The sequence below is a fragment of the Paenibacillus sp. VMFN-D1 genome, assembly GCF_003386155.1.
GTDB classification, from domain to species: Bacteria; Bacillota; Bacilli; order Paenibacillales; family Paenibacillaceae; genus Paenibacillus_AQ; species Paenibacillus_AQ favisporus.
Genome location: NZ_QRDU01000006.1, coordinates 72,415 through 86,762 on the forward strand (window position 1 = coordinate 72,415; position 14,348 = coordinate 86,762).

Annotated in this window: 13 protein-coding genes; 6 read left to right on the top strand and 7 right to left on the bottom strand. The window is 54.2% G+C overall.

Features of this window, described 5'->3' with window-relative positions:
- Positions 1-5: 5 nt before the first annotated feature.
- On the bottom strand, positions 6-1,739 hold the full coding sequence (locus tag C7820_RS29000) for a PQQ-dependent sugar dehydrogenase (RefSeq protein WP_116234015.1): 1,734 nt from the start codon (positions 1,737-1,739) through the stop codon (positions 6-8).
- 440 nt (positions 1,740-2,179) lie between these two features.
- On the opposite strand from C7820_RS29000, the gene C7820_RS29005 reads away from it, so the two are divergent.
- The 5 genes from C7820_RS29005 to speD all read left to right on the top strand — a co-directional run bounded on the left by C7820_RS29005 (position 2,180) and on the right by speD (position 5,912).
- Positions 2,180-2,509 carry a PadR family transcriptional regulator gene (locus C7820_RS29005; protein WP_116234016.1) on the top strand — a complete coding sequence of 110 codons (330 nt, stop codon included), beginning with the start codon at positions 2,180-2,182 and terminating at the stop codon, positions 2,507-2,509.
- A 14-nt stretch (positions 2,510-2,523) separates the two neighbouring features.
- The gene (locus C7820_RS29010) at positions 2,524-3,387 is read left to right on the top strand and encodes a pentapeptide repeat-containing protein (RefSeq protein WP_116234017.1); all 864 of its coding nucleotides are present in this window, start codon (positions 2,524-2,526) and stop codon (positions 3,385-3,387) included.
- A gap of 15 nt (positions 3,388-3,402) precedes the next feature.
- Complete coding sequence (locus tag C7820_RS29015) at positions 3,403-4,164, top strand: ABC transporter ATP-binding protein (protein ID WP_116234018.1); 762 nt, start codon at positions 3,403-3,405, stop codon at positions 4,162-4,164.
- Positions 4,165-4,932, top strand: coding sequence for an ABC transporter permease (locus C7820_RS29020; protein ID WP_116234019.1), 768 nt, complete (start codon positions 4,165-4,167; stop codon positions 4,930-4,932).
- Between the two features lie 173 nt (positions 4,933-5,105).
- On the top strand, positions 5,106-5,912 hold the full coding sequence (gene speD / locus C7820_RS29025; RefSeq protein ID WP_116234020.1) for an adenosylmethionine decarboxylase: 807 nt from the start codon (positions 5,106-5,108) through the stop codon (positions 5,910-5,912).
- A gap of 144 nt (positions 5,913-6,056) precedes the next feature.
- Here the strand turns inward: speD and C7820_RS29030 are convergent, their stop codons facing one another.
- The 6 genes from C7820_RS29030 to C7820_RS29055 all read right to left on the bottom strand — a co-directional run bounded on the left by C7820_RS29030 (position 6,057) and on the right by C7820_RS29055 (position 11,999).
- Positions 6,057-6,326, bottom strand: a complete 270-nt coding sequence (locus tag C7820_RS29030) for a hypothetical protein (protein WP_089548543.1) — start codon at positions 6,324-6,326, stop codon at positions 6,057-6,059.
- A 214-nt stretch (positions 6,327-6,540) separates the two neighbouring features.
- Entirely contained in the window at positions 6,541-8,274 is a 1,734-nt protein-coding gene (locus C7820_RS29035) for a hypothetical protein (protein ID WP_116234021.1), read from the bottom strand.
- A 225-nt stretch (positions 8,275-8,499) separates the two neighbouring features.
- A complete protein-coding gene (gene phnE / locus C7820_RS29040) occupies positions 8,500-9,327 on the bottom strand; it encodes a phosphonate ABC transporter, permease protein PhnE (protein ID WP_116234022.1) in 828 nt (275 codons plus the stop codon).
- Positions 9,324-10,139: a phosphonate ABC transporter, permease protein PhnE gene (phnE, locus tag C7820_RS29045; protein ID WP_116234023.1), complete on the bottom strand. Its 816-nt coding sequence runs from the start codon at positions 10,137-10,139 to the stop codon at positions 9,324-9,326. The genes phnE (C7820_RS29040) and phnE (C7820_RS29045) overlap by 4 nt, the downstream gene beginning before the upstream one ends.
- Entirely contained in the window at positions 10,136-10,906 is a 771-nt protein-coding gene (gene phnC, locus C7820_RS29050; protein WP_116234024.1) for a phosphonate ABC transporter ATP-binding protein, read from the bottom strand. The genes phnE (C7820_RS29045) and phnC overlap by 4 nt, the downstream gene beginning before the upstream one ends.
- A 115-nt stretch (positions 10,907-11,021) precedes the next feature.
- The gene (locus C7820_RS29055; RefSeq protein ID WP_116234025.1) at positions 11,022-11,999 is read right to left on the bottom strand and encodes a phosphate/phosphite/phosphonate ABC transporter substrate-binding protein; all 978 of its coding nucleotides are present in this window, start codon (positions 11,997-11,999) and stop codon (positions 11,022-11,024) included.
- Positions 12,000-12,306: 307 nt separating this feature from the next.
- Between C7820_RS29055 and C7820_RS29060 the strand changes: the two genes are divergently transcribed.
- Positions 12,307-14,337: a bifunctional 2',3'-cyclic-nucleotide 2'-phosphodiesterase/3'-nucleotidase gene (locus tag C7820_RS29060; RefSeq protein ID WP_258875563.1), complete on the top strand. Its 2,031-nt coding sequence runs from the start codon at positions 12,307-12,309 to the stop codon at positions 14,335-14,337.
- The last annotated feature ends 11 nt before the right edge of the window (positions 14,338-14,348 follow it).

The window sequence follows — 14,348 nt, forward strand, 5'->3', positions numbered from 1 at the left end:
ATCCGTTATATTTTCACGATCTTCCACAGGCTGCCGGTTCCAGGTGTCGGGTTATGCTTACCCATCAGACCAAAATCGACAAGGTACAGCTCATTTCCTTCCGCATTAAATTTGACATCAATGGGCCGGATCGGCCCTTGTTTCGTGGATTCGCCAAGCGGATTGGTCAGAAAGTTGGAAATTTGCCCGGTATCCAGGTTGACTTTAACTACTTTGAACCCAGGAAGTTCCTCGGTTTTTTCAAAACCGGATTCCCCAAACTGGGCGACATACAGCTCCCCTGGACTGCCGAAATCAGCGTTTGCACAAATATCAAATTTCATGGAAGCGCTATGCGGCTGCAGACGGGCCAGCGGTTGCGCGGTAAGCGGAGGATGGTTGCGGATAAGAAAGGCAGGCTTTGCTTGTTCCGCGGCATGAAAGTGGGGGAGGGTTACGGGCAAACCGCTAAACAGCTCCGGAAATCCGTACCATCCCCCTGGGGTGACTTCCCAAATCTTATCCCAATCCAGTCTAATTTGCCGGCTCCCCCGCGGATCCGCGCCATGGTCCGTTACGATCAGTTTCCCGTTCATTGGGGAAAATCTTAAACCGAACGTATTCCGGAAGCCGTCTGCGACGATCTGTAGGTGGCTTCCGTCAGGATTACAGCAGTAGATGACCCCGTTAGCCAACAATCGACCTTGTACGATGTCACCCGCTTTGCTCGGAACGCCAAAGGCATGGTATGCCCCGGTTACTGCTGCCCCTGGTTGATCGGATAGCGGATCCCGGGTAATAAAATTGGTGCCGATCAATTCCAAGTCTCTGGCCGGCACATCATGAAAATGCGGGTGATGCTTCAGGATCAGCATATTATCCAGCCCTACAACAGCCGAATTCGTGGCGGTACCAACAGAAAAGTACAGTTTGCCGTCAGGGCCGAACAGAATATCTCCGGTAAAATGGTCCCCGCATGTGCGCAGCCCGCTAACAATCGTTTTCCGTGTACCGTCCGGCGATAATCGAATAATTTCCCCGCATCCGTCTGCCGGCTTTTCCCCCAGATTTCCTGCAGCCACATACAAATCCCCATGATGCCAGGCAATGCCTGTCACAGGACCTCCAAATCCTGAGGCGATTTCTGTAAAGGAGCCATCCGATTCCAGGCGCAGCACACGGCCCATTCCCGGTTCAGTCCCGTAAGCAAACCCGGCTTCGGCAACATAGACCGCTCCTTGCGGGTCAAATGTCATAACGGTCGGAAACGTGAGTCCTGTGGCGATCCGTGTTAACCGGTACCCCTTTTCCAATATGTAATCAGGCTTTTGCGCTTCGTGCTGGGGTTTGAAAAGCTGACCAAAAGCCGCTTTTAATTCTGTAAGCGTATTGACCTGCGCCAGCTGAGACTTCATCAAGTCTTCAATGCCCAATGGATACGAGGAAACCGGCAAAAAGTATTCGTGATAGCTGATGTACTCCTGTAACAATTCATACTCCCGCTGATGGAGTTCTTTAATACAGTCCAGAAGCGGATTATACCTTATATTCACCGTTGCAGAAGGACTGGATATCCCAAGTGAAGCTGCGAGCTTTCTCAATGCATCCAATTGCTGTTCCTGCTTGTTCAGCAAATCGTTTAGCGGTGCCTTCAGTTTGGGAAATGGATTATTCTCTTGAAGATGCCGGTACAGAAAATAATTGACCCATTCCCAGTGATACTGCTTTTGAACCATTCCCTGCGGTACATATTCGTTCATTTGATACACTCCTCCTCGATCCTCCAAAAGGAAAGTGGTGTCCAGGATGTCGCTAGATTTCCCAGACTAAGGCTTGTTATGTATATTCCATCCCGGATTTCAATAGAAGGGTCATGACTGAATGAAAAAATGGGTCATTTCCCGGAAAATAATTTGTCGGACGGCAGCCCATTTTGCAGCAGGCTCTCTTCAAGGGCTGATGCTAAAAACAGCGGTGGACTAGGACTGGAAGTGCAGTCTTAGATTGCCGCTGTTTTCTGTTTTCAGCAGGGGGGAACCATTGAACCGCAAAAAAAACCGTTAAACCGAGTTTGTTTTTGCTGAATGTACGCCATTTCGTATTCTTCAAGCACCTGTATTTTCGGCAAAGTAGTTTTATTAACAAATTACCTTGACAGTCACAGTAGTATATCGTATCATGCAGATATGGAGGTGATTACATGAAAGACAACAAAATCACATCCGACCTGCTGCGAGGCCATACCGACACGATGATTTTACGACTCTTATCCGAAGCCGACCGCTACGGTTATGAAATTGTCAAGCTGATTGTCGAGCGTTCGGGCGGTGAGTATGAATTAAAGGAAGCCACGATGTACTCCAGCGTACGGCGGCTTGAAGGTGACGGTAATATCGAGTGGTATTGGGGCGGTGCAACGCAGGGCGGACGGCGCAAGTATTTTCGGATGACCGAGAAGGGCAAGGCAACTTATGAACGCAATAAACGCAACTGGAAGTACGCCAAGCGCGTGCTTGAAAACTTAGTATAAGGAGAGATGATGGGATGAACGAGAAATTGACGAACTATCTGAACGAGGTTTTTGCTGCATACGAAGGGGTGAGAAGCGTCAGCGAATTAAAGGCCGACCTGCACTCCGATCTGCAGGAGCGGTTCCGTGAGCTGAAAGCCGAGGGCAAGGACGATGAAACGGCTTTGGAGATGACCATCGACAGTATCGGGGACATTGAGCAGACCGTACTGGAGGTGGCAAACCTTTCCCGTTCGCTGGAGCGGCAGGTGCAGACCAACCTCAGCGCGAGCAGCTTGGCCGAAAGCGACTTTGCGGGCGTTACCGCACATAAGGGGAAATTCACATCAAGCACGCTCCGAGGCTCCGACTTCACGAATGCGGACTTGACCGGCAGTTCATTTAAGAGCAGCGATGTGAAGGATGCCCGTTTCGACGGCGCCAACCTGACCGACTGCAACCTGACCACCCTGGACCTTGCCAATGCAAGCTTTAACCAATCCACTCTTGTACGAACGAACTTCAGCAAGTCGTGGCTGGCCGGAGCCACATTCACAGGCGTTCACCTGACCGATGTCAACCTGACGATGACCGCTCTTACCAAAACCGTCTTTGAGAATTGTGTATTCGACGGAGTGGACTTCACATCTTCCGATCTGACAGGGCAGCGTTTCGATGGTCAAATCTTCATTGGCGTCAAGTTCGACAGAGCCGGATTGAAGGAAGTTTCGTTCAAGGGCGCTACGCTCAAAAATGTGTCTTTTCAAGGGTCGTTGTTGTCCAAGAAATATTACCGCGCCATTAAAACGATCTGCTTTGACGGGGCGACGATGGATAAGTTGACCTTTGCCGCACTCAAGGGTATGGATGCCGATTTGTCAAAAGTTACGGTGATCTGAAAAGGAGGAGAAGATATGCCAAACAAGTCGATTCAAGTCAAAGGACTGCAAAAATCCTACAAGCAGCAGCAAGTTCTAAAAGGTGTGGATTTTGAGGTGGATCAGGGAAGCATTTTCGCCCTGCTCGGCTCCAACGGGGCGGGCAAGACGACAACCGTAAAAATCCTTACCACGCTGCTTAAGCCTGACGGCGGAACCGCCACCGTCAACGGATTCGATGTCGCCTCAAAGCCGGACCATGTACGGCAGTCGATCAGTTTGACCGGTCAGTTTGCCGCCGTGGACGAAAATTTGACCGGGCAGGAAAATCTCATTATGATCGCCAAGCTGCGGCATCTGGCAGCTCCGCGTGTGGTCGCCCGCGATCTGCTTATGCGCTTCGGCTTAACGGATGCCGCGAACCGGAGAGTATCTGCTTATTCGGGAGGGATGCGCCGCAGGCTCGACCTCGCCATGAGCCTGATCGGAAAACCGCAGATCATTTTCCTTGATGAGCCGACGACCGGGCTTGATCCCGAGGCGCGCATCGAGGTATGGAAGATCGTCAAGGAGCTGTCGGGCGGCGGCACGACCGTATTCCTGACCACGCAGTACCTGGAGGAAGCCGAACAGCTTGCCGATCGAATCGCCATTCTGCATGAGGGCAAGATTATCGCGGGCGGCACGCTCGCGGAGCTGAAAAAGCTGTTCCCGCCTGCAAAGGTGGAGTACGTTGAAAAACAGCCTTCATTGGAAGAAATATTTCTTGCCATCGTTGGCAAAAAGGAGGAAAAGTAAATGGAAGCGGTAAAGAAGCATTACTTCAGCGATATGGGTGTGATGCTGGGACGTTCCATGCGCCATATTTTCCGCAGCTGGGACACCATCATCACGGTCACGATCATGCCGATCGCATTTATGCTGCTGTTCGTTTACGTGTTCGGAGGCGCCATTCAAACCGGCACGGATAACTATGTAAATTATTTGCTGCCAGGCATTTTGCTGATTGCCATTGCAAGCGGAATTTCTTATACGGCTTATCGCCTGTTCATCGATGTGCAGCGGGGGATATTCGAGCGGTTCCACTCCATGCCGATTGCCCGTTCCACCATGCTGTGGGGACATGTGATCAGCTCGCTGGTGTCCAATGCCATATCGGTGGTCGTTATCATACTCGTTGCGCTCTTAATGGGCTTTCGTTCGCCGGCCGGTCTGCTGCCATGGCTTGCCGTAGCCGGCATACTGATGCTGTTTACACTGGCGTTAACGTGGGTCGCGGCGATAGCCGGGTTGTCCGCCAAATCCGTAGATGGGGCAAGCGCCTTTTCCTACCCGATTATCTTCCTGCCGTTTATCAGCTCCGCGTTTGTGCCGACCGATTCGATGCCCCGGGTCGTTCGCGCCTTTGCCGACAACCAGCCGGTGACCTCGATTGTGGAAGCGATCCGTTCGCTGCTGTCAGGTCAGCCTGTGGGCAATGATATCTGGGTCGCTCTTGCATGGTGCGTCGGAATCATGCTCGTGGCATATGTTTTTGCAATGAGGGCGTATAAGAAACGGGTGTGATATCCGTAAACCCTCGCTTATCTCAAGCTGCTGCCTACCTCCCGGCTTTGTTTGTCCCCGCCCTATTTGGGGTAAAAAGTGTAAATAAACAAAAGCTGCCGTTCTAGACGGATAATGCACCATGATCAGGGAATATTAGGCAGTGGACATGAAGACAGCGGGGTGAATGTGCAATGAAGGAAATACCGGAGCAGCACGTTAAGCTGCATGGGTTTAACAACCTGACGAAGTCGCTCAGCTTTAATATGTACGATATCTGCTTTACGCGGACCAAAGAAGAGCGCGAGGCTTACCTGGAATACATCGATGAGCAGTATAATGCGGAGCGTCTGACGACGATTCTGAAGACGGTGTCGGATATTATCGGGGCTCACGTGCTGAATATAGCCAAACAGGATTACGTGCCGCAGGGGGCGAGCGTGACGATTCTCGTCTCCGAAGGGCCGGTGGTGGAGGTTCCGCAGGAATCCTATTCCGAATCGCCCGGGCCCCTGCCGGATTCAGTCGTCATGGCCTTGGATAAAAGCCATATTACGGTTCATACGTATCCGGAGTTCCATCCGGACGAGGGCATCAGCACCTTCCGGGCCGATATCGACGTATCGACCTGCGGGGAGATTTCGCCGCTGAAGGCGCTGAACTATCTCATTCATTCTTTTGACACGGATATTATGACCATCGACTACCGGGTTCGCGGATTTACACGTGATATTAACGGCCATAAGCTGTTCATCGACCACGATATCAATTCGATCCAGAACTATATCCCGGATGAGGTGAAGGATATGTACGACATGATCGATGTGAACGTGTATCAGGAGCATATCTTTCATACGAAATGCAAGCTGCGGGAATTTGACCTGGACAATTACTTGTTCGGCTATACGAAGGATACGCTGAGCGAGAGCGAGCAGGAAGAAATCACGGAGCGGATTACACTGGAAATGGACGAGATTTATTACGGCAAAAATTTGGTGTGAGGCAGATGAACCTGGTGCGGAAGTGATGAAGTAAATTCGATAAGGCGATGAATTCATGAAAGAGAATAAAAGCCTAACTACGCTGGCAATAAGGCGCTGTGCTCACATATAGGGGTACGGCGCTTTTTATTTTGCTGGCGGCAGTTATTTGAAAATGCTGATCAAGATGGAGATCACCGCAAACAGGGCGATGCCGGACATAAAAAAGTAGCCGAAGTACCGGATTGGGGCGGGGAGCTGGTCCATATTGACCTTTTTGGGCGGGCCGCCGCCTTCGATGGTTTGTATGTTTCTGAGCTGCTCATCAACATAACTTTCATGATCAAGGGTCGCAGCGGTTTCGCTCGCGGGCTGCGTTTCGTGAACTGCGGGCTTTCCTTGCGGACTGGCGGAACGGGTTCGGTTGGGGTCCATGGGGGTCAGCTCCTTTTTTGTTTAAAATTACATTTAATTTCCATTATTGTAACATACGGGGGATGGAAAAGCATCTTCAGCCGGATCGTAAAAAAGACTGAATCTGTGGGAAAGCCACGTGGATCCAGTCTTTTTTAGTAAAAGAGTGCCCGTTGAGAAATTCATGATTGTACACAAGGGAGCGATCTCGTTGCCGTGATGCGGATTAAACCACTTATGGCTGAGATGTGCCAGGCTCGGCACCTGCCGGATCGGGCGTGCTTGGCTCGGACGAGTCAGGATCAGCGCTTCCAGGATTGGACGTGTCTGAATCGGACGAGCCTGAGGCGGTATCACCCGAATCGGCCGGGACCGGATTGGACGGTTCAGGATCCGTGCTGCCCGGAACAACGGAACCCGGATCGGTCGAATCCGACTCGGCTGGACCGGTCTCTTCACTTATGCGGTTAACCGGTTTGGGGACGTAAGGTTTGACGACCAGAAGGGAGGCGGCAGCTGTCTGTCCGTTATATTCGGCCTTAATACTCGTCAGGCCCGGTGCCAGCCCGATAATATTACCCTCTTCGTCAATTGATGCGATCTCAGGGTTTTCGATTGAAAACCGGGTCTCTTTGGTCACCGGAAGGACGGTGCCGTCCGGTTTTTTCAACAAAGCGACGATATCAATCATGTCGTTTACCGTTACGGAATACTCGCTGTCATCCAGGAAAAATTCACCTTCGCCGGGCTGCTCGCCTTGAGATACGAGCTTAAACTTCGTGAGCTGAAGATAAGCGGAGGACTCGATACTGTTTAAATATACAAACCCGCCGTCTTGAAGAAGGGCTGCATGATTGAAATTTCCCGTATACCCGGGGATCTCCTGGCGAAGGACATCCACGGTTTTCCCTTCGGCGTTAAGCTTCAGGATCACATGGTCATCGCTCGTTTGATCCTTGCCGAAGACCAGATAACCATCGTCTACCCGGTTCATTTGCAAGAACGAAATATCGTCCAATTCCCGCGAGGAATCGGTTAATCTCAGGTTCCACAGCGTATTTCCGGAACGGTCGATTTCCCAGAGACCTTCGGCATTCAGCATAATATAGCCCTTCCCATCGGCCGAGGGCATGATCTGCTTGTAATCCAGCCTCCCCCAGTCCGAAGTCTCTTTCATGCGTTTGGATATCAGTTTTCCGGAAGCATTATATTTGACCAACAAAGGATAGTATGTAGAGGAATCATAGTATCTGCCTACCACCCAAAAACCGCCGTCCGAAGTCTCGGCGGCAGCGTTGAAAGCTTGACCATCCCTAAAATCGGTCGGTCCGCCCCCGCTGTAACGAAATGTATGGTCCCATTGCAGATGGCCGTCTTTGTCCGTTTTGAAGACGTAGGCAGGAGCCGTATCGGAGCGGTTATAGGTGGAGGACGTCACGATAAAACCGTCGTCGCTCGTTTCTTGGACGCTGTTGACCGGATTTTCGAAGACGGTGCTGTAGGCCCGGCTCCATTCCACTTGTCCCGTGGATGACAACTTAAGGAGGTAAGCGCGATATAGAGGCCCGCCATCGGAACGGTCATCAAGGCCTGCACCAATGATATATCCTCCGTCCCGGGTCTGTTGAATGTCGTACCCGTGATACGCTTCCGTGACGTAATGTTCGTCGAAAAAGTCCGTCTCCCACTCGGTGCCGCCGCTTGCATCCGTTTTGATCACATGAAGACGGGTGGGACCAAAGGTACGGCTCGTGAGGTCGCTGAGCATGACAAAGCCGCCATCGGCCGTCGGTGCCACATGATCCGGCGTATTGTAGTTCGCGGGATCCCCGTACAATTGGGTCCATTCCGCTTCTAGCTGAGAAGAGCTCATGCCCGCATAACTTGTAGCCGTCTGGCTCCCCCATAGACAAATTCCTGTCACCAAAGCCATCAACATCATCGCCGGTTTGCGCAAGGCTGTCGTCAATCTGCAACACTCCTTTAGCATTGGTAATATCATCAAATTCTATTGTGCGTTAGGAGCTGGCGGCCCAACAGGTGCGCTGTAACCATTCTGCATATGAGGTTTGTCTTATTTTCAAGTTAGCTGGCAACAGCTGCATCGGAAGTTCAAAATCTACCTTGGAAACAGAAAATAGCTGCAAAAATGCAGTTATTGTGGCCATTCTTACCTGTTATTCAGCGATCCTGTTTAGATAATTTTTCTCCGCACCCATCCCGAAATGAGATCCGTCAGGATGACCAGGACGATGATTCCCAGCAAAATGATGCCCACCCGGTTCCAGTTGCGTACCTGCAGCGCGAAAATCAGCGGGGTCCCGATGCCTCCGGCACCGACCAGACCGAGGGTCGTGGCGGAGCGGATGTTGATCTCGAACCGGTACAGCGAGTAGGAAAGGAACTGCGGGATGACCTGCGGCAGCACCGCATACCGAAGCACCTGCAGCCGGTTCGCACCGGACGCGATCAGGGCCTCCTGCGGCCCGCGGTCGATGCTCTCGATCGTCTCCGAGTAGAGCTTGCCCAGCATGCCCACGGAGTGGATGCCCAGGGCAAGAACGCCGGCAAAGGAGCCGGGACCAACGGCCTTGATGAACAGGATCGCCACGATGATCTCCGGGAACACCCGGATGACGCTCAGAACCAGCTTGCCGCTGCCGGACAGCGCGAGACCGCGGCTCATATTGCTGGAGGCCCAGAAAGCGAACGGAATGCAGACGACGGCAGCGACGACGGTGCCGAGGACGGAGATGACGAGCGTATCGAGCAGCCCGCGCAGCAGATCCTCTCCGTCCGGAATATACACAAAAGACCAATCCGGATGCAGGAAGCCGGTCAGGATGGACTTGGAGACGGTGCCCGCCGTCCCTTGAATCCCTTCAAAGTGCATCCCCTGTATGGACCACCAGTAGACGGCAATCACCACCAGCGTGACCAGTCCGAAACGGATGCGTGAGCGAAGTGCCGAGCCGGCTGACACTGGCGTGCCAGACGGCGGCAAAGATGTGTTACGGTTCATAATAATCTCCTCCGAATCAGCGCGCTGCCGTAATCGATGATCAGAACGATGACGAGGGTCAGCAGGATGATGATGCAGGCGCGGTCGTACCGGAACAAGCCGAGGGAGCGGTCGAGCAGGAGGCCGATACCGCCCGCCCCGACAAGCCCGAGCACGGCGGCTGCGCGCACGTTCACCTCAAACGTATACAGCAGATACGACATAAAATAGGGCAGTGCCTGCGGGATAACGGCATACCGGATGATCTGCAGCCGGTTTCCGCCGACGGCCGACATCGCCTCCAGCGGCCCCGGGTCGATCGCTTCGATGGCTTCGAACGTCAGCTTGGCGATAATGCCGAAGGAGAAAAAGACGAGCGCCAGCATCCCTGCAAACGGACCGATGCCGAACACGGCGACGAATATGGCCGCGAACAGCAGGTCCGGAATGGTGCGGACGAGGTTCAGCATCATCCGTACCGGCAGCGAGACGAAGCGGCTGACGCGCAGGTTGGACGCGGACAGCAGCGCCACCGGAATCGCCAGCAGCCCGCCGAGGGAGGTGCCGAGCACGGCAATCTGCACGGTTTCCATCATCGGGGCCCATATGGTGGGCAGATAGCTCCAATCCGGCGGGAACATTTCCGCCAGGAGGCCGCCCATCTGCGGCAGGCCGGTGATGAGCTGGTAGGGGGTGACCTCGGTGCGGATCGAGCAGGCGATGAGGATTGCGATCAGGACGATCCACCCCGCGTACCGCTTGTATTTCGGCGGCGGCGCCATCCCGGGAAGGGAGGCCGGCTGCAGCGGCCCTGCCTGAGGCGCCGCCTTCATGACACGCCTCCCAGCAGCTCGTCTTTGAGGACCGGCCGCCCATAAATTTCAGCCAGCGCCTCGTCAGTTGCCTCCTCCGGGGTACCGTCGAAAACGACCTCGCCGGCGCGCAGCCCGATGATCCGGGTCGCATACTCCCGGGCCAGGTCGATAAAATGAAGGTTGATCACGGTCGTAATGTTCATCTCGCGGTTGATCCGCTTCAGGTCGTCCATGACCTGGCGGGTAGTGAGCGGGTCCAGCGAGGCGACGGGCTCGTCCGCGAGAATGACCTGGGCCTCCTGCGCGAGCGCGCGGGCGATCGAGACGCGCTGCTGCTGGCCGCCGGACAGCTGGTCGGCGCGGACGTAGGCTTTTTCACGGATGTTGACGCGGTTCAGAGCCTCGAGCGCGATGGCGACGTCCGGCTTTGGAAACCAGCCGAGCATCGTCCGCAGCGTCGAATGGTAGCCGACCCGGCCGGACAGCACGTTGCTGAGCACGTTCTGGCGCTTGATCAGATTGAAGTTTTGGAACACCATGCCGATGTCGCGGCGGATCAGCCGAAGCTGACGGCCGGCCGCGCGGGTGACGGACTGTCCGCCGACGCGGATTTCCCCGGAGGAAATTTCGTTCAGCCGGTTAATGCTGCGCAAAAAGGTGGACTTGCCGGCACCGGACAGGCCGACGATGACGACAAGCTCTCCTTCCTTGATGGTCAGATTAATGTCGCGAAGCCCGACCGTTCCGTTGGGATACACTTTGGAGACGTGATCGAATTCAATCATGAGATTCCAACTTTCTGTCGTATTTTCGGATAAAACGGGAAAACAACACCGCCATGAAGCCATTGGACGGTGCTGCCCGGTTCATTGTATCTACATTGAAATGAAAGGCTTGAATTTACTTGATTTCCTGCCCGACGGCTTCGGCGTATTCGCGAACCGGATCGAAGTTTTTGTCATCGCCTTTGGCATAGCCGACATGCGTGTAAATGTCTTTGATGATTTGTGCGCCTTCCGCATCGTTCGTAATGTCGATGAACGCCTGGCTGATTTTGTCTCTCCAGCTTTGGTCCATGTCGTTGCGCACGCTGACCGTATCGTTCGGGATTTTGGCCGTATAGTGAAGGACGCGGGTCTTTTCGAAGACGTCCGGAACGTCCTTTTTCACCGTGTTGCGCGCATCCTGGAATACCGCCACAGCATCAACCTGACCGTTCAGGAGCGCCATAATGGCGGCATCATGCCCTTTGATCGTCACGCCCTGGACATCCTTGTCCGGATCGATGCCTTCCTTCTTCAGCTCAGCCGCAGGGAATACATAGCCGGCAGAAGAAGTGACGTCCTGCCATCCGATCTTTTTGCCCTTCAAGTCCTGAAGGCTTTGGATCGGCGAGTCCTTTTTCACAATGATCATCGCTTTGTAGAAATCGACCTTTTCCGTGGTGTCTTCGCCGGTATCGTCTTTAATGCCGTAGCGCTGCGCCTGAAGCAGCAGGTCGGCGGCTTTCTTTTTGTCGTGGGCCAGCACGTAAGCGTTCGGCGGCAGGAAGCCAACGTCCACCTGCTTGGAAGCCATCGCTTCCACGATCGTGTTATAGTCCGGGGAAACCGTGACATGAACCGGAATGCCGAGACGGTCGCCGAGGAGCTTTTCCAGCGGCTTCGTTTTGGCTTCCAGGGTGTCGGCGTTTTGGGATGGAACGAACTGCACGTTCAGTTCTTTGGGCACATAAGCCGTAGCAGCCGCTTCCGCCGTACCCGAGGCCGATGAGGCGGCCGTGCTGCCCGAGTCACTGCCGCTGGTTTTAGACCCGCATGCCGCTAATCCGGCAGCCAGGGCCAAGGTCATGCTGATGGATAGTACTTTTTTAAACATGGATGATCCCCTCTCCACTTGATTCATCTATTTGGCCAGAAGCGGGTTTAACCCCGTCTGACAGGAAAGAGCTTATCACACGTTCCGGGGGACAAGGGTTAACGGAGAAGATGTCTTTTGTAAACGAATGTAAAAATTTAGTACTTCGGAACGGAGGAGCCGGCGTGCCTCTAAGGCGAAAGGTCTACTTCCAATAAGTAGAAACAGGTCCGAAAGGGCGTTTACGTGGAATTAATGTTTTTCCGTTATACTGGAAAACAGGAAGTGCCGGCTTGTTTCAAGCCGGTCGGGAGGAGAGGAGACATCGATGAATATAGTGAACGGGATGATCCCCGATAACAATACAACGGTCAGCCTGCGGATTCTGTCGACGACGGACGTGCATGCCTGCCTGATGGATTACGATTATTACCGGGATCAACCGGATCCCTCCATCGGGCTGGTGCGGACAGCCGCCTTGATTGCAAGCGCGCGGAATGAGGTGCCGAACACACTGCTCGTGGATAACGGAGACTTGATTCAGGGGACACCGCTCGGAACGTATGCCGCTAAAAATTATGCCACCATGAAGCAAGGGCAAAGGCCGTACGTTCACCCCGCAATCCGGGTCATGAATGCGATGGGTTATGACGCGGCAACTTTGGGCAACCATGAATTCAACTACGGACTCGACATGCTGGACGACGTCATTGCCGGAGCGGATTTTCCGTATGTCAACGCCAACGTATATTTCGATGAGGGTCTAGGCCTTGAGCCTGAGGAATGCGGCCGGAACAGGTATAAGCCGTATGTCATTTTGGATAAAAGATGCCTGGACAATGCCGGGCAGGCCCACGATATCCGGATCGGGCTCATCGGCTTCGTGCCGCCGCAGATCATGGACTGGGACCAGGCGAACCTTGAAGGCCGGGTGAAGGTGAAGGACATCCTGCTGTCGGCGCTGGAATGGGTTCCCAAGATGAAGGAGGAAGGCGCGGATCTGGTCGTGGCGCTGGCTCATACGGGCTTCGACGGCAAGGTGGCGCTGACGGACGGCAATGCCGAGAACGCGGTATATCCGCTCAGTTTGGTGCCTGGCATTGATGCGCTGACCTTTTCCCATACGCATCATGTGTTTCCTGCGGATAGGCATCTGCTGGATGCATCCTTCAAGGATGAGAGCGGTGAACTCCTGCCGGACATCCATCTGGAAAAAGGTACGATTCACGGCATTCCGGCCGTACAGGCCGGGTTCGGCGGGGGGCATTTGGGCGTGATCGACCTGTCCCTTCAATTTCGGCAGGGGAGATGGCAGGTCGTGCAGGGGACATCAATGGTCCGCCGTTTGGAAAAAGAGGAGAATGCGGCACGCGACATGCCGCTTCGGGACGCAGAAATCGCCGAGCTCCTCCGGCAGGACCATGAGGCGACCGTCGCCTATGCCAATGAGCCGATCGGCACCATTCACGCCCCGCTGCACAGCTATTTTTCCCTGGTGCAGGATGACGCCTCCGTTCAGCTCGTCAACCATGCCCAGACGTGGTACGCCCGGCGGATGATTGCAGCTTCCATGCCGGAGCTGCAGCAGCTGCCGGTATTGTCCGTGGGCTCGCCGTTTAAAGCGGGGCGCAACGGACCTAAGGAATATGCGGATATTCCGGCCGGGCCGATTGCGATTAAAAGCGCGACAGAGCTGTATCTGTATGACAATATGATCAAAGGGGTGCGGATTTCCGGCCGGGCCGTCAAGGAGTGGCTGGAAATGACCGCAGGAGCGTACAATCGCATCGATCCGCTGTCCTCGGAGGAACAGCCGCTGCTGAACCCGCAGTTTTCCGTGTTTAATTTCGACGTGATCAGCGGCATCACGTACGAGGTCGACGTAACGCAGCCGGCCAAATATAAGCTGGACGGCAGCCTGAACGACCCGGATGCCAGCAGGATCGTTCATCTGTGTTACGAAGGGGCTCCCCTGGATCCGGATCAGGAGTTCATCGTGATTTCGAGCAACTACCGGGTCTTTGGCGGCGGCAATTTTCCCGGGATCCGGGAGATGGAGCTGGTCATCGATTCCGAGGATGAATGCCGCCAGGTGCTGATTGACTATATTACGGCATGCGGCGAAATTCCGGCTGAGGCGGAGCCGGGCTGGCGCTTCACACCGGTGGAAGGGCCTGTGAACGTCACATTTACGACATCGCCTGACGCAGTGAAATATGCCGGAGATTATCCACACATCCGATATACCGGGCGGCAGAACGATCAAGGCTTCAGCATTTTCAGCCTGGATCTGGGGCGGCAATCGCCGGAGCGGGAGGCGGAGACCCGGAATCCGGGAAAGATTGGTTTAAAGGGATAAATCCCCTGACG